The organism is Stenotrophomonas sp. YJH_SMC_12-1, from assembly GCF_059370935.1.
This window is the reverse complement of record NZ_JCAFUD010000011.1, coordinates 21,567-37,474: the sequence shown is the minus strand read 5'-3', so window position 1 is coordinate 37,474 and position 15,908 is coordinate 21,567. Positions and strand designations below refer to the sequence as shown.

The following is a 15,908-nucleotide window of genomic DNA, read 5'->3' as shown; positions in this document are numbered from 1 at the left end:
TTCGCCGAAGGGCCGACCGTCGCCGGTCAGGCCTTCAGTACCTCCACCTTGTACGAGGTCACATCGCCGTCGTTCTCGATGATGAGCCCGTGCACGTCCGACTCGAAGCCCGGGAAGCGGGCATTCTGCTCACGGGCGATGCGCAGCGACTGGATGATCGGCTCATCGCTGTCGCCAAAGCGCTCGCCCGGCATGATGGTCGGAATGCCCGGCGGGTAAGGCACCAGCATGGTCGCGGCGATGCGACCACTGACCTGCTCGATGTCGACCCGCTCGATCTCGCCCTTCACCAGGTGGTTGTAGGCATCGGCCGGGGTCATCACCGGGGTTGGCAGATCCACGTACATCTCGCGCATCACCTTGGCCACCGCGAACTCCTGGTTGAACGCATGCAGCGCGTCGCACAGGTCACGCAGGCCCCAACCGGCGTAGGCATTCGGATAGTCGGCGGCCAGCGTCGGCAGTGCCTGGCTGAGCGGCGCATTGCGGTCGTACAGTTCCTTGAACGCCATCAGTTCGGTGACAAGGGTGCTCCACTTGCCCTTGGTGATGCCCATCGAGAACAGGAACAGCACCGAGTACAGGTTGGTCTTCTCCACGGTGATGCCGCGGCCCCACAGGAACTTGCTCAGCACCGCCGCCGGAATGCCCAGCTTGCCCATGCTGCCGTCCATCGCCAGGCCCGGGGTCAGCAGGGTCACCTTGATCGGGTCGATCAGAACATAGTCATCCACCAGGTTCTCGAAGCCGTGCCAGTGCGCATCCGGCTGCAGGTACCACTCCTCGCGCTTGGCCACCATCGGTGCCGGCGTATCGCCCTTGTCCAGGCTGCGCTCGACCTGGGTCGGCTGCCACACGCTGAACCACCAGTCGTCGCGCCCCAGGTCATCGCGGACGTGCAGCATCGCGCGGCGGAACGCGATCGCCTCGTCGTGCATTTCCTGTACCAGCGAACGGCCGGCATCGCCTTCCATCATCTTCGAGGCCACATCACAGGCCGCGATCACCCCGTAATGCGGGCTGGTCGAGGTGTGCATCATGAACGACTCGTTGAAGCGCTCGGCATCCAGGTCGCGCTGCGCCGAGTTGCGCACGTGGATCATCGAGGCCTGCGAGAACGCGGCCAGCAGCTTGTGCGTGGAATGCGTGGTGAAGATGATCGCATCCTGCTCGCGCGGCTTGCCCTTGGCCATGCCGTAGTGGTTCTCGTAGAACGGATGGAACGCAGCGTAGGCGTACCAGGCTTCGTCGAAATGCAGGAAGTCCACCGCGCTGCCGATCTCGTCGGCGATCTTCTCGGCGTTGTAGCACAGGCCATCGTAGGTGGAGTTGGTCACCACTGCGATGCGCGGCTTGGAGCCGGCCTTGTAGGCCTTGCTGGCCAGCGGGTTGGCGGCGATACGCTGCTGCAGCGACTCGGGCGTGAACTGGTCCAGGCTGATCGGGCCGATGATGCCATGCGCGTTGCGGCTGGGGGTGAAATACACCGGCACCGCGCCGGTCATGATCAGCGCGTGCAGCAGCGACTTGTGGCAGTTGCGGTCGACGAACACCACGTCGCCGCGGGCCACTGTGCCGTGCCAGACGATCTTGTTGGCGGTGGAAGTGCCGTTGGTGACGAAGAAGGTATGGTCGGCACCGAAGTTGCGTGCGGCCTCGTTCTCGGCGTCCTTGATCGGACCAGTATGGTCAAGCAGCGAACCCAGTTCCGGCACCGAGATCGACAGATCGCTGCGCAGCGTGTTCTCGCCATAGAACTGATGGAACGCGCGGCCGACCGGCGATTTGGTGAACGCCACGCCGCCCGCATGGCCAGGCGTATGCCAGGAATAGTTCGACTCGGCCGCGTGATGGATCAGCGCCTTGAAGAACGGCGGCAGCAGGTTCTTCATGTAGTCTTCGGCCGCGCGCATCACCTGCCGCGAGATGAAGCTCTTGGTGTCTTCGAACAGGAAGATGAAGCCGTGAATGTACTTGAGCAGCTTGCTCGGCACCTTCTCGATGGTGCGGCGCTCGCCGTACAGGAACACCGGGAGGTTGGCGCGGCGCGCGCTCTGCTCGCGCAGGAAGGCGGTCAGGCGCTGGAACTCGCCATCCACCTCTTCGCTGCCATCGATCGAGATCAGCACCGCCGACGCCGCCACGTAGGTGCGGGCACCGGCACGGGCATCATCCAGGTTCAGGCCGCACAGCACGCGCTGGTCGTTGCTGCGCAGCTCTTCCACCAGGGCGCGGATCAGGATGCCGCCGATGCGCGGCGACTCGTAGTCGTTGTCGATGACAATGACCGGGTAGTCCAGGGACTTGAAGTACACGTTGATTCTCCTTGTCTAACTCAGGAACGCTGGGCGCCGGCGCTGATCGCCGAGGCCTCGCGGGCGCGCTGCCGCTGCTGGCGGCGCTCCTCGCTGAAGAAGGGATAGAACACGGTGATGAACAGCACGAACAGGAACGCGTACTGCACGATGGTTCCCGACGAGCCGTAGATCGCCCACAGGCAGTAAACGACGGTCAGGCTGGTCAGGGTCCAGAACGCACCGGTGTGGACCAGGGTGTGCGAGCGCTCGACCACGAAGTAGCAGGCCACGCACGAGTAGATGTAGGGCAGCAGGGTCAGCACCACCGCCGCCGATGTGATCACGTCGAACTGTGCCGACGCGGTTTCCGAGGTGGAGGTGACCAGCACCGCCAGGGTCATCAGCACGGCCACGATCAGCACGCCCTTGACCGGTACGTCGTCCTTGTTGGTGTTGCTGAAGATGCTCGGGAACAGGCCGTCATCGGAGGCTGCCTTGGCGCTCTGTGCGGTCAGCAGGATCCAGCCGCCCAGCGAACCGGCGGCACCGATGAAGGCACACAGGCTGACCAGCGCACCTCCCCAGCCACCGACGGCCTTGGCCGCAGCCAGTGCGAACGGCGCATCGGAAGTCTGCAGTTCGCCATTGGGCACCATGCCCATGATCACCGAGGAACTGGCGATATAGGCGATGGCGGCCAGGAACACACCCGCCAGGGTGGCGCGGGCCACGTTCTTTTCCGGGTTCTCGACCACACCAGCGGTGACCGAGGCCGACTCGACGCCAATGAAGGCCCACAGCGTCAGCGCCGCGGCGCTGGAGATCGCGCCGAAGTTCGATTCGCCGGACACGTTGTAGGCGCCCTTGAAAATGTCGGCATCGAAGAAGAACCAGCCGAAGATGGCGATGCCCAGGATCGGCACCAGCGCAAAACTGGTGGTGACGGTCTGCACCCGGCTGACGAACGCCGGACCGATCACGTTGGCGAAACTCAGCGCCCACACCAGGATCAGCACCGCGATGCAGCGCACCAGCGGCTCGGACAGGATCGGGAAGAAGTAGCTGAAATAGCCCACTGCGGCGATCGGAATGGCGACGTTGCCGATCCAGTTGGCGAACCAGTAGATGGTGTTGGTCTGGAAGCCCATGTACGGCCCGAACCAGTCGCGCGCATAGGCGTACGGGCCGCCCGCCTTCGGTGCCAGCTTGCCCAGCTTGGCGAACACGAAGGCCAGCAGCAGCGCACCGGCGGTGGTGATCAGCCAGCCCCAGATCGAGGCGGTACCGATCTTGGCCAGACTGGACGGCAACAGGAACACGCCTGAGCCCATCATGTTGCCGGCGACGAGGAAGGTGGCTCCGACCACCCCGATTTTCTTTGCTTCTGCCATGACAATCTCCTGTACTGGCATGAGCCCGGTACAACCGGGCGTGGGGACGGTTACGCTGGCGTACGACCGCTGGCGCTTATTTGATGAAGTTGTATTGCAGGCTGCCCTGCACCCGGACCGTGTCGCCGCGTGCGCCGCCCTGCTGTTCCAGGCGGCCGTACAGCACCTCCATGCCCATCGTCCACGACGGCGCGGGGCTCCAGATCAGGTTGAATACGCCGTACCGGCTCTGCCGGAAGGCATCGGCCGCCAGTGCGGCGTTCCGCTCCAGGGTCAGCTGGCCGAAGATCAGGTTCGATCGCCACAACTCGGACCAGTAGTGGGTGTAGCCGACGAAGCCGCCGTGCAGGTCCAACGCGTCGAGGCGGCCATCGGCACCGACCACCGCGTCCAGCCCGGAGCCGGTCAGGTCGGCGGTATAGCGGCTGAGGCCGCGTCCTCCCAGCGCACCGAACAGCAGCAGGTCGCGCTCGCCCACCGAGGCCGAGCCACTCAGCTGCAGGCCGCCGGCCATTCGCCGGTCGCGCTCGCCATCGCCGTCATAGGCCAGGCTGCGCGCCACCGCGCCCACCTGCAGGTGGCCCCAGTCGCGCTCCATGCGCGCGGTCACGGTTACGTCCGGCAGACGGTTCACCGCAGCCCGCTCATCACTGGCACCGGCAAGTTCAGTCTTCGAGTCTTCGGCCGCCACGGTCAGCGTGTTGCCCTTGCCCATCGTGAAGCTGTGGTGGATGCCGGCCACCAGCAGATAGCCGGCGCCGCCCGGCCCGGCGAAGTCCAGCGTGTCGGGCAGGCTGTCCGGGTCCATGAAGCTGGAGTAGCCATAGCCGGCATAGGTATTGCCGAGCTGTCCATACGCATGCCGCAGGCGGAACTCGTAGCCATCGCTGCTGCCGAAGAAGTCGTTCTCCAGATAGAAGCGCAGGTTGCCGTGCGTGGTTGGACGCCGCGCCTCGAAGCTGAAGCGGGTCTGCTTGGCGTGGATGTTGAAGTTGGAGACATCGCGGTGGCTGCCGCCCACCGGCATCGACGAAGGAATGAACTGATCCCCGTCGCCGGCCGCGCGCGAATCGGCGATGGCATCCAGCTTGGCGTAACCGCCGATGCGGATCACCGTATCAGTGCCGGGTATGGCAAAGAACCCCTTCAGATCCGGATCGGTCGGGCCCGCCGCACTGTCCGGTCGCGATGCCGCAGTGGACGGATCAGCGACCGAATCGCGCTGCGGGAGTACCGGCTGCGCCACACCCGGCACCTGGGTGCGATGGATCACGTCGGAAGGGGCGGCAGAGGCCATCGGCGCCATTGCAGGCGCGGCTGTTGCCTGCACAGGCGCAGCATCACGCTGCTCAAGCCGGTCCAGCCGTTGCTGCATGCGTTCCAGCGCCTGGCGCATGGCGGCCATCTCGCTCCGCAATGCCTGCGCATCCTCTGCATCACCCTGTTGAGCGTACGCCGGCGTGATCGCCAGTGCCCCCAGGCATGCCAGACTCAGTACGGCCAAACGCATTGCATCCTCCCCTGACGAACACTCGCATCACGGTTCCGGAGCGCATTCATGCGCCGCCCTGGCTTCGCGTTGCCGTTGCTGGAAATGCGGGTACTGCGTCGACGACATCGGCCAGCCTGCGCACGGCAGGCAACAGGACGATGACACTGCCCCGCCTGCACCCATGTCGACTCCATCAAGGCCGCGCTGCCAGAGAGGTGGCGACCGCAGCGGTCTGGGTAACAAGCACAGAGTGAGAGTGTCGTGAATGGCTGTGCCGGCCGACCCTGATCAGGGCGTGGCGAGCGCGGCATCCATCGCGCATTGACGCTGTATTCCATGCGTCAAAGGCTAGTCCGTTTGTCGCTTTTGACCTTGATTGGAATCAAGGCACGATGCTTGATCTCAGTCACGATTCAGACGTGACGACGAACAGACAATGCGCAAGCGATTGTGTTCGCCTGGGGCAGGAACGCAACAGGCCCGCATGTCACCATGCGGGCCTGTGGTCTACATCATCATGCAGGCGTGGATCAGCGCGGACCAAGCACCGTCTGCAGGTCGTCGCCCTGCGGCAATCCGGCCCGGCGCTGCACCTGGCCCTGTGCATCCTGGAACAGGATGCCCGGGGTGCCCTGGAACCCCATTTCCAGCATCAACACCTGGTTGGCGTCGAGCTTGCCGGCTATCTCGCGGCTGATGTTCGGCAGCGCTTTGATACCGCCACGGTCGAACTGGTGTTCGTTCTCCAGCAGCGCCGCGCTCGGATCACGTGCGGAGAGGATGGCTGCGGCCTTGGCCGGACTGTCCTCGCGGATCACACCCACCATGATGTGGCGCAGCTGTACCTTGCCGGCGTCGACCCACGGACGGGCCGCCTCCCAGAACTTGTGGCAATACGGGCAGTTGGCATCGCTGAAGGTATAGACCACGCGGGGCGCGTCGGCCTTGCCATCACGTACCCAGGCGCTGGCTTCGAGCTTGGTCCACATTTTGACCGACATCGGTGCGGCAACCAGCTTCTCGACCGCTTCGGCAGCCACATCATTACCTTCGGCATCGAACAGGCTGCCCACCAGTACGTGCTTGCCATCGGCCGTGACATAGGCCGCTGCAGGCTGCTGCCCTCCCACCACGCCAGCAAAACCGCGCAGGCCGTCCGGCGCATCGAACTCGGCAACGACCTCGAAGCCGTGCTTCTCGATGCCCTTCAGCACCGCTGGACGGTCGCCCTTGGCGGCAGATGCCGGAGCAGTCGTCGCCGACGCCGTAGCGGCCTTGCCCGGCGGCGTCTGTGCCTGGCTGCAGGCGGCCAATGCCAGCATGACCGGCAGCAGGAGCACCGCCGGGGCGGTGCGCAGGGAAATCGACAACATGGGAACTCCGTAGTGAGATGCCTGCGCAGGCTACCGCAGCCGGCGCAGTTTGTGTTCAAGGCCGGCCGCAGTCAGTTCGCCCAGGTGCAGTTCACGCAGGCGCCCATCGGCGTCGAAAAAGAGCGTGGAAGGATATGCCTGAACGCCGAGCACGGTGGAAGCAGCAGCGTCATCATCCAGCAGCACGTTGCCCAGCATCAGTCGTTCGCCGGCCAGGAAACCCTGCACCTCATCCAGGGTTTCGCCCTGGTTGAGGAATACGAACTGCACGTCATCATGTGCCTGTTGTGCCGTCGCCAGCACCGGCATCTCACGGCGGCAGGGCCCGCACCATGTGGCCCACAGATTCAGCACCAGCGGCTTGCCGCGGAATTGCTGCAGATCGATACGATCGCCTTGAAGGTCCGCCACCTGCAGCGCCGGCAACGGCATCTGCCGCTCCTGCCATGCCGACAGCAACTGGCCACCAGCGACCCAGAACAACGCACCCACCAGTGCGCTCGTCAGCACCGGTGCACGCAACTGACGCCACGGCCGCAGACGCCATAATCCCCACGACAGCCCGGCCACCAGCACCACCATCAGGTGATAGCCACCATCGGTGACCTGCAGAATGCTCCAGGGCTCCGAACGATAGAGCGCGAAATTCAGCACAACAAAACTGACACGACCACACAGCAGGCCGATCAGCAGCATGTCCAGCACCATGCCTGCTGCCGACGGCAGCGGCATTCCCACTGCCCTGCGCGGCCAAAGACGGGCAACGATCATGGCCAGCAATGTGCACATCAGGATCAACACCACCGGCATCGGTACCGGTCCAACACTCGACATCAGCCCACCTGTTCAAGTTCCACTGCCTGCATGGTCAAAGCGTCACGCCCAGGTTGCAAGCGCTCGCCCGCCACCCATGGTCAGGCCGCACTCCGCCCCAACTGCATTCCGGGGGACGCCTGCAGGCCGCGCAGACTTCCGGCCACCGACGGCATCAACGGTCGCTCCCGCCGCTTGCAGTTGACGTGGCGGCGATAGTTGGCCGGTGTCATGCCTACGATGCGGAGGAACAGACGCCGGAACGCGCTCTGATCAGCGTAGCCCACCCCCCAGGCCACCTCCTCGATGCCTGCGCCCTGCTGCAGCAGGGTCTGCGCCTTGGCAATGCGCAGCCGTTGGCAGTATTCGATCGGCCGCAGACCGGTCGCCCGGAGGAAGCGCCGCTGCAGGGTGCGCGGTTCCAATCCGGAAACCTCGCAGATTGCGGCCAGAGTGGCTCCTCGTGCCGCAGTGGTATGCAGCCAGCGCTGGGCCTTCAGTACATCGCGGTCACCGTGGGCGAAGTTGGCACTGAAACGCTCAAGATCCTGCTGGATTCCTGCGGGCACGACGATCCCGAGCTGTTGCGCGACCGCGCTCGCCACGCCCTGCCCGTGCAGCCGGTACAGCAAACGCAACCCGAGGAAACGCCAGGCCTGCGATCCGCCAACCGTCAGCAGATCGCCATCGTCGACCAGCGCCCGCTCACTGGGCACCCAGCTCACCGCCTGCGCCTGCAGCCCAGGATGTCGCCCCAGATCGGGGCCGCTGACCGTTCTTCCGGCCAGCAGTCCCGCACGGGCCAGTACACCGACCCCGTCGCTGGCAGCAGCCAGCAGGCTGCCCCCGTCGTAATGGGCCCGCAACCAGTCCAGCAGGACCTCTTCGGCGCGCAGACAGGCTCCGGGGCTGATCTGGCCGGGAACCGCGATCACCGCGGGAATGGCGGCGTCGAGCATTTCAGCACCCGCGATGCGGTGTACGCCGGTCTGGCTGGCGGGAACGATCCAGCGGGTGACAAGCACACGCTTGAAGGGTCGGCGCTGCTGTTGGGCCAGGCGGTTGGCGACGTGGGCCATTTCGGCCAGCACAGAGGCGGCGGAGGGGTCCCCTCCCGGATATTCAACCACCGCAACCTCTACGAATGCTTCGTTCCTGACTCCCTCCACAGACCACCTCCTCGGTTCGTTGCAGGCCATCGAACGGCCGGTTCAGGCGAAGGGTAGGAACAGGCCCATCTGCGGGGCTATGAAGAAAGTTGCAAAGTGGGCTGAATGCGCGCACCGAGCTGAAGCCTTGACTCTCGACCAGACTCCAGGCTTCACAATGGCCGGCAGGATCCGCAGGAAAGCTGCCATGAACATTGGACAACTGGCCCGTCAGGCGGGCGTGCCGATCGATACGGTCCGCTATTACGAACGGCAGCAGCTGCTGCCGACGGCGGCGCGCTCGGCCGGGGGTTACCGCATCTTCGGCGAGCCGGATCTGCGCCGGCTGCGCTTCATCCGCCGCGCCAAGGCACTGGGCTTCAGCCTGGAGGAAATCGGAGAGCTGCTCGCGCTCAGTGATCACCACCAGCAGGACATGGGCAGCGTGCGTGACACCGCGCAGGCCCGCCTGCAGGACATCGCACAACGGTTGGCCGAACTGCAGCGCATGCACATCGCGCTGTCGCAGCTGGTCGACGCCTGCCCCGGCCATGGCGCGCTGGACCAGTGCCCGATCCTGGCCGCTCTGACCGACGACACCACGGCCGCAGGCGACTGACATCGGCTTCGCAACACGCGTGAAGAAAAGTGCAACAAATGCTTGCCAACCCCCTGGGGCAAGGCTATTATTTCGCTCCTCAGCGACGTGGGGCCATAGCTCAGCTGGGAGAGCGCCTGCATGGCATGCAGGAGGTCAGCGGTTCGATCCCGCTTGGCTCCACCAATCTTTCGGCATTAGGCCGTCGAAAGGTCGCTAAAGAACATTGATGAGAATTGCGTCCCCATCGTCTAGAGGCCTAGGACATCACCCTTTCACGGTGGCGACCGGGGTTCGAATCCCCGTGGGGACGCCACTCATCACGAACAACGAGGACCCGGCCGATAACCGGGTCTTTTTTGTTCACCGCCTACCGGCATTCAGGGTGTGGCGTTGCGGTTCCCCTGCCCTCGTGGCTGCGGTTGAACCGGAACGAAAAAAGTTCAAAAAAAGACTTCCACAAACGTGAACACGCAGGTATGATAGGCGGCTCGGTAACACGGGGCCATAGCTCAGCTGGGAGAGCGCCTGCATGGCATGCAGGAGGTCAGCGGTTCGATCCCGCTTGGCTCCACCACTTTCGACATTAGGCCGTCGAAGGTTCTACAACTTGAAGTTTTTCGTGCGTCCCCATCGTCTAGAGGCCTAGGACATCACCCTTTCACGGTGGCGACCGGGGTTCGAATCCCCGTGGGGACGCCAGTTTCAAAACGGACTCTGCTCCCGGCAGATCATCCGGAGTTTCATGGGGCCATAGCTCAGCTGGGAGAGCGCCTGCATGGCATGCAGGAGGTCAGCGGTTCGATCCCGCTTGGCTCCACCACTTCGAAATTAGGCCGTCGAAGGATCTACAACTTGAAGTTTTCGTGCGTCCCCATCGTCTAGAGGCCTAGGACATCACCCTTTCACGGTGGCGACCGGGGTTCGAATCCCCGTGGGGACGCCAACTCTTGAAAACCCTGGCTTCGGCCGGGGTTTTTCTTTGCCTGAGATTCCCGTGAAAGCCCTGTCCACGCATGGCGTGGATCTACTGCAGAGCCGGGATGGATCCGGCGGCCGGTTGGCCCAGTAGATCCATGCCACGCATGGATGGCCTCAGCCTGAACACACCTCAGAACCGGCGATACATCCCGATCGATGCAGGTGCGGTGGGTGCGAAACCAAACTGCGCGTACAACCGGTGCGCTTCACCATCGGCCAGAAGGCTGACGTATGCAGACGGCGGCAGGTTCGCCTGCATCCAGCCATCCAGGCGACGCATCACTTCCTTGCCCAGGCCCTGCCCCTGCAGGCGCGGCAGCACCGCGATATCACAGACCTGCAGGTGGCACCCACCATCGCCGACGATGCGGCCCATCGCTACCAGCTCATTGCCCTGGTAGGCGCACACGCCATACAGGGTATTGGGCAGCGCGCGTGCCGCCGCCTCCTGGCTCTTGGCACTGAGGCCCGCCAGCACACGCAGCTGGCAATAGTCTTCGACCGTGGGGACAGCCTCGCGGAACTGGCAGCTGACAGAATCATTCATGCGGTATCTCCCTGTAGGTCGGGCTATCCTGCCGCATCCACGTCGCAACGACTGCGACCCAGGCCTGCAGAGTTCCCATGTGCTATTCCGCCCTGATCCGCGCTGACTACGCCAAGCTGGTCCGCGAGTTCGGTGCCATCCTGTCGCTGGAGGAGTTCGCCGAACTGTACGCGCACGATCCCGGCAAGAAGCGGCCGAACACCCCCAAGGCCATGGACGACGGCTTTGCCGGCGCGCGCACCGAACAGGGTCGCGACATCGTCGCGAAGATCCAGCAGTGGCATGCGCAGGAACGCCAGGCTCTGGAGGCGGAGCTGGCCCGCCAACGCGAGCGCCGCGATATCGCCCACGCGACGCTCGCCACCCGCCCCACCCAGAAGGCACGCAACGACCTGCGCGTGGCCGGCAACCGCATCGAGCGCGCCCAGGCCCGGCTTGAGGACCTGCACCGGGTACAACTACTGCCGCGCGACAACCGCATTTTTCCCGGCACCTACGCGCCGGTGATGGTCAGCGAGAGCGGCCGACGGGTGATCAAGCCGATGCGCTACCAATGCCGGCTGCCGGACAAGCCGGCACGCAACGACGTGCTCTACCCCGGCACCTACAACGCACGACGCGACAGCCTGGAAGGCTATTGGCGCGGCGCGTTCGGCCTTCGCCACGGCGTTGTCGTGGTGCGGGCGTTCTATGAGCACGTACCACGCCACGCGATCGCAGGGCGCGCGCTTGGCGCCAGTGAAAAGGAACAGGATGTGGTGCTGGAGTTTCGCCCGGACCCGCCCCGCGACCTGCTTCTGGCCTGCCTTTGGGCGGAATGGGAGGGACCGGAAGGACGCCTGCTCTCATTCGCCACGATCACCGACACCCCGCCACGCGATGTCGCCGCGGCAGGTCACGATCGCGGCGTGATACCGATCCGCAGGGAGCATCTCGATGCGTGGCTCAACCCCGATCCGGACAACCTGGCCGGGCAGTACAGCATCCTCGACGACCGCGAGGACATCCGTTACCTGTACGAGGAGGCCGGCTGAAGCGCCGTTCTCACGCCGTTGCGCTGGAACGGCCCACCGCACGGCTCAGCGCCCGGGTCAGGTCCGCCGACAGATATGGCTTGACCAGCAGTACTCCGGACAGCATGGACTCGGGCAGCTGCTCAGCCAGCATTCCGGTGGCAAGCACGAACGGTACGCCTCGCGCCGACAATGCTGCCGCCACCGGCTCGCTGGTCTCGTTGCGGGCCAGGCGATAGTCCAGCAGGGCCACATCGGGGACCGAGTCTTCCAGCACGCGCAATGCTTCAGCCACGCTCGCCGCCAACCCGACCACGGTCGCGCCGGCATGCACCAGCTGCATCTGCAGCAAGGCTGCGCTCATCTCGTCGTTCTCGACCACCAGCACCCTCAGGTCCTGCAACACTGTCATCGGCTATGGCTCCTGGAGGCATTCAAGCCGGCGCAGTATAGCCATCGCAGAGCCGATGCCGACAGGAAACGCCTCGATCTGCCTTGCCCCTATGAAAGCCCTGCCCTCCTCGGTTACACTCACACGCTGCCTGCCGGTGTGGCGGAATGGTATACGCAGCTGACTCAAAATCAGCCGGGGGTGACCCCATGAAGGTTCGAGTCCTTTCACCGGCACCACAGCATCAAAGGCCAGGTCCATGACCTGGCCTTTTGCTTTTCGGGCGATGCAGGCCCATGTAGCCGCTCCGGTGTCACTGTGCTGACGCAAAACTGCGACCGCTGACAGGGTTGTCGCTAGACGTAGTGCACACTTTTCTTGCCAGCCTCACGTACATCTGCCTATCGTGATCCCGCCGGATCCGGGGGTGGGGGACTGCATGACGTTGCGTGCTGCACTGTTTTTTCTCGTCACGCACGCGCTCGTCATTGCCTTTGTCGGCCCGCAGGACCCGGTCGGCTCCTACCTGATGCTGATCACCGCCCCGCTGCTGGCTGCACTGGCCTGCGTACGGCGTGCACGCGTCAGCCAGGCGGCCTGCCAGTGGCGACTGCTCGGCGCGGCCGTCGGCCTGTTCTCTCTCGCGCTGCTGGACCTGCTGTACCGCAATGTGGCCGGCCTCGCCCCTGCGCAAATGACCGCCTCAACACTGATCCTGTACGTGTTCTACCGGATCCCCCTGACCTACGTCGCTGCAAGCCCGGGCGGCGGGAACCGCTACATCCGTGCGGTGGACCTCGGGATCATTGCCCTGCTTTGGCTGCTGTACTACCTGCATGCGCGGGCCATGGCGCCGCTGAACACCGCCTTGTGGACGCAGTGCCTGAACACCATGAGCGGCGTGCAGAACAGCCTGGTGTTCTGCTTCGCACTGATCCGTTTCCTGGCCGAGGACGATCCGGACCGCCGCGATTTTTTCCGGACGCTGACGATCTACGCGCTGGGCTACTTCCTGCTGGCCTTCTACATCAATACCTATCAGCCGCAGGTGCCCGACGGCAATTGGGTCGACCTGCTGATCAGTGGACTGTTCGTGCTGCTGGCCACCCTGGTGGGCAGCCATCGTCGCTACCCGGCAGTGGAGGTATCCCGCAGCCTGCGGCGCATCGTCGATGCCGGCGTACCACTGATGCTGCCCTTGCTGCTGATGCTGGTGGCGCTTCTGGTCGCGCGCCTGCAGCCGACCCTGGCCACGGTCGGCTTCATCGGCTCCCTGCTCGGCTATGCGCTGCGCAGCGTGCTGAGCCAGGTCGAGATCCAGCGCCAGCGCGATGAACTGGAAACGCTGGCACGGCGCGATCCGCTGACCGGACTGGGCAACCGGCGCAGCTTCGATGAGTCGCTGGATCGGGCCCACCGCCGCGCGCGCCGCCAGGGCCAGGGCCTGGCGGTACTGATGATCGACATCGACCACTTCAAACGGCTGAACGACACCTACGGCCATCCGGAAGGTGATCGGCGCCTGCGTGCCGTCGCCGGCATCCTCGATGGCTGCCTGCAACGGGGCGACGATCTGCTGGCCCGCTATGGCGGCGAAGAGTTCATCGCCGCCCTGCCCTCGCCCGATGCCACCCACGCCCTGGGCCTGGGCGAACGGCTGCGCGCTTCGGTCGAAGCCGCAGCCCTGCCCGCCCCCGTGGCCACCGTCACCATCAGCATCGGCGTGGCCTGGCAGGCACCCGGCGAAGACGGCGATCCGCGCGGCCTGGTCGAACGCGCCGACCAGGCCCTGTATCGCGCCAAGCATGCCGGTCGCAACTGCGTACGCGGCGACACCGAAACCAAGGAAGAACAGTCCGGTCGCCGCGCCTAGACCGCATGCAGCGCCGCCGCTCCGTGCCGGTGCCCGGCGCCGCCCTGCAAGCGGAAGCTGGCCACCGTCTGCAGCAGCTGCGCCGACTGCTCTTCCATGCTGCGCGCCGCCGCCGACGCCTCCTCGACCAAGGCCGCGTTCTGCTGGGTGCCCTGGTCGATCAGATCGACGGCCTGGTTCATCTGCTGGATGTCGTCGCTCTGCTGCTGCGAGGCAGTGCTGATTTCGGTCATCAGGTCGCTCACCCGGCGCACGTTGGTCACGATCTCGTCCATGGTGCGGCCCGCGCTCTCAACCTGCGCCGTACCGGCACCCACATTGGCAACCGACTCATCGATCAGGTGCTTGATCTCCTTCGCTGCGCTGGCCGAACGCTGCGACAGCTCGCGGATCTCGGTGGCAACCACGGCAAATCCACGGCCGTGTTCACCGGCACGCGCCGCCTCCACCGCTGCGTTCAGCGCGAGAATGTTGGTCTGGAAGGCGATGCCGTCGATCACCCCGATGATGTCGACGATGCGCCGCGACGAGGCATTGATTACCGCCATCGTCTCGACCACCTCATGCACCACACTGCCGCCGCGCGCAGCGACATCGGCGGCTCCACCGGCCAGCTGGCTCGCCTGGCGCGCGTTGGTGGCGGTGCGCTGCACGGTCTCGGCCAGGCCCTTCATCGACACCGCGGTTTCCTCGAGCGAAGCCGCCTGCTGCTCGGTGCGCTGCGAGAGGTCGCTGTTGCCCTGTGCGATTTCAGTCGCGCCGACCGCGATGGTGTCCGCGGCGAACTTGATCTGGCCGATGATCGCGGCCATCGCCTCCACCAGCGAATTCACGCCTTCGCACAGTTCGGCGATCGAGCCATTCTTGTCGGCGGTGGCCACGCGCTGGGTCAGATCGCCCTGCTTGGCCGCGGCCACCACCTCGCGGGTCTGCGCCACCGCGCGCTGCATGGCCTGGTTTTCATGCACCTGTGCGGTGATGTCGGTGGCGTACTTGACGACCTTGAACGGCTTGCCATTGAGGTCCAGGATCGGGTTGTAGGATGCCTGGATCCAGACCTCACGCCCGCCTTTGCCAAGGCGCCGATACTGGCCGGCGTCATATTCGCCGCGCCCGAGTTTCTCCCAGAACTGGCGATATTCGATGCTGCTGCGATGCTCGGGCTCGACAAACAACGAATGGTGCTGCCCGCGCACTTCGTCCAGGCTGTAGCCGGTGGCGGCCAGGAAATTGTCGTTGGCCGACAGGATGCGGCCATCCATGCTGAACTCGATCACCGCCTGCGACTTGGCGATCGCGGCCAGTTGCCCCGCCGAGTCGGCCGCCTGCAGCTTCTGCGCGGTGATGTCGGTCGCGAACTTGACCACCTTGTACGGCCGCCCCTGGCGGTCCAGTACCGGGTTGTACGAGGCCTGGATCCAGATCTCGCGCTGGCCCTTGCCGAAGCGGCGGTACTGTCCGGCGTCGTATTCGCCGCGCCCCAAGCGCGCCCAGAAGTCGCGGTATTCGGCGCTGCGCGCCAGCTCGGGGTCGACAAACAGGGAATGATGCTTGCCCTGGATCTCCTCCAGCCGGTAGCCCATCGCCTGCAGGAAATTGTCATTGGCCTGCAGGATGGTGCCGTCGAGCGCGAACTCGATGACGGCCTGCACGCGATGCAGCGCGGCCACCTGCGCTTCCAGCTCGGTGCGGTCGGTCATCGCCTTCTCTGTGCTGGTGCGTTGCTGCGGCGCCAGTACGCCAAGCAGCGCACGCCACGGCGACCAACGGGTGTGCAGCTCGGCCGGCGCCTGCGCGCCTGCCGTGAAGCCTGGAATGAGCATTGTCTGATCCTCGGTGTCCGGTAAGCGGTTGTGACCCGACGGGCGGGATGCCCGGCGGCAACATCAGTTGCCAGGGACTACAGGTGCCAACGGCACCTCTCGAGCGACTGCCAAGAACGTCTGCTGCGGGTGCGATCGGCATCTGGGAGCGGCGGAACACACTGCGCG

12 protein-coding genes and 7 tRNA genes are annotated in these 15,908 nt (G+C 65.0%); 10 read left to right on the top strand and 9 right to left on the bottom strand.

Annotation, left to right across the window (positions count from 1 at the left end):
* Positions 1-26 precede the first annotated feature (26 nt).
* From AC5P8Y_RS18385 to AC5P8Y_RS18360, 6 genes are all read right to left on the bottom strand, one after another.
* Complete coding sequence (locus AC5P8Y_RS18385; protein WP_033833929.1) at positions 27-2,315, bottom strand: Orn/Lys/Arg family decarboxylase; 2,289 nt, start codon at positions 2,313-2,315, stop codon at positions 27-29.
* Between the two features lie 20 nt (positions 2,316-2,335).
* On the bottom strand, positions 2,336-3,688 hold the full coding sequence (gene adiC, locus AC5P8Y_RS18380; protein WP_495202123.1) for an arginine/agmatine antiporter: 1,353 nt from the start codon (positions 3,686-3,688) through the stop codon (positions 2,336-2,338).
* Between the two features lie 76 nt (positions 3,689-3,764).
* Positions 3,765-5,198, bottom strand: a complete 1,434-nt coding sequence (locus tag AC5P8Y_RS18375) for a DcaP family trimeric outer membrane transporter (RefSeq protein ID WP_111108547.1) — start codon at positions 5,196-5,198, stop codon at positions 3,765-3,767.
* 512 nt (positions 5,199-5,710) lie between these two features.
* The gene (gene dsbG / locus AC5P8Y_RS18370; RefSeq protein WP_033833931.1) at positions 5,711-6,553 is read right to left on the bottom strand and encodes a thiol:disulfide interchange protein DsbG; all 843 of its coding nucleotides are present in this window, start codon (positions 6,551-6,553) and stop codon (positions 5,711-5,713) included.
* A gap of 30 nt (positions 6,554-6,583) precedes the next feature.
* Positions 6,584-7,387, bottom strand: coding sequence for a TlpA disulfide reductase family protein (locus AC5P8Y_RS18365; protein ID WP_049453612.1), 804 nt, complete (start codon positions 7,385-7,387; stop codon positions 6,584-6,586).
* An 80-nt stretch (positions 7,388-7,467) separates the two neighbouring features.
* Positions 7,468-8,535: a GlxA family transcriptional regulator gene (locus AC5P8Y_RS18360; RefSeq protein ID WP_005410072.1), complete on the bottom strand. Its 1,068-nt coding sequence runs from the start codon at positions 8,533-8,535 to the stop codon at positions 7,468-7,470.
* A gap of 187 nt (positions 8,536-8,722) precedes the next feature.
* On the opposite strand from AC5P8Y_RS18360, the gene AC5P8Y_RS18355 reads away from it, so the two are divergent.
* From AC5P8Y_RS18355 to AC5P8Y_RS18325, 7 genes are all read left to right on the top strand, one after another.
* Positions 8,723-9,133: a heavy metal-responsive transcriptional regulator gene (locus tag AC5P8Y_RS18355; protein ID WP_033833933.1), complete on the top strand. Its 411-nt coding sequence runs from the start codon at positions 8,723-8,725 to the stop codon at positions 9,131-9,133.
* Positions 9,134-9,222: 89 nt separating this feature from the next.
* Positions 9,223-9,298 (top strand) — tRNA-Ala (locus AC5P8Y_RS18350).
* A 54-nt stretch (positions 9,299-9,352) separates the two neighbouring features.
* Positions 9,353-9,428 (top strand) — tRNA-Glu (locus AC5P8Y_RS18345).
* A gap of 185 nt (positions 9,429-9,613) precedes the next feature.
* A tRNA-Ala gene (locus AC5P8Y_RS18340) sits at positions 9,614-9,689 on the top strand.
* Between the two features lie 49 nt (positions 9,690-9,738).
* Positions 9,739-9,814 (top strand) — tRNA-Glu (locus AC5P8Y_RS18335).
* A gap of 45 nt (positions 9,815-9,859) precedes the next feature.
* Positions 9,860-9,935 (top strand) — tRNA-Ala (locus AC5P8Y_RS18330).
* 47 nt (positions 9,936-9,982) lie between these two features.
* A tRNA-Glu gene (locus AC5P8Y_RS18325) sits at positions 9,983-10,058 on the top strand.
* Positions 10,059-10,223: 165 nt separating this feature from the next.
* On the opposite strand, the gene AC5P8Y_RS18320 is transcribed toward AC5P8Y_RS18325, so the two are convergent.
* Complete coding sequence (locus AC5P8Y_RS18320) at positions 10,224-10,640, bottom strand: GNAT family N-acetyltransferase (RefSeq protein WP_005410074.1); 417 nt, start codon at positions 10,638-10,640, stop codon at positions 10,224-10,226.
* Between the two features lie 77 nt (positions 10,641-10,717).
* On the opposite strand from AC5P8Y_RS18320, the gene AC5P8Y_RS18315 reads away from it, so the two are divergent.
* Positions 10,718-11,674 (top strand): SOS response-associated peptidase family protein, encoded by a 957-nt coding sequence (locus AC5P8Y_RS18315; RefSeq protein WP_111108548.1) that lies wholly within the window; start codon positions 10,718-10,720, stop codon positions 11,672-11,674.
* Positions 11,675-11,684: 10 nt separating this feature from the next.
* Here AC5P8Y_RS18315 and AC5P8Y_RS18310 read toward each other — a convergent pair whose 3' ends face one another.
* Positions 11,685-12,065, bottom strand: a complete 381-nt coding sequence (locus AC5P8Y_RS18310) for a response regulator (RefSeq protein WP_005410076.1) — start codon at positions 12,063-12,065, stop codon at positions 11,685-11,687.
* Between the two features lie 132 nt (positions 12,066-12,197).
* Here AC5P8Y_RS18310 and AC5P8Y_RS18305 point away from each other — a divergent pair.
* Together AC5P8Y_RS18305 and AC5P8Y_RS18300 are read left to right on the top strand one after the other, a co-directional pair.
* A tRNA-Leu gene (locus AC5P8Y_RS18305) sits at positions 12,198-12,283 on the top strand.
* A 200-nt stretch (positions 12,284-12,483) separates the two neighbouring features.
* Entirely contained in the window at positions 12,484-13,917 is a 1,434-nt protein-coding gene (locus AC5P8Y_RS18300) for a GGDEF domain-containing protein (protein WP_111108549.1), read from the top strand.
* On the opposite strand, the gene AC5P8Y_RS18295 is transcribed toward AC5P8Y_RS18300, so the two are convergent.
* Positions 13,914-15,740: a methyl-accepting chemotaxis protein gene (locus AC5P8Y_RS18295; protein ID WP_111173424.1), complete on the bottom strand. Its 1,827-nt coding sequence runs from the start codon at positions 15,738-15,740 to the stop codon at positions 13,914-13,916. The genes AC5P8Y_RS18300 and AC5P8Y_RS18295 overlap by 4 nt on opposite strands.
* Between the last annotated feature and the right edge of the window lie 168 nt (positions 15,741-15,908).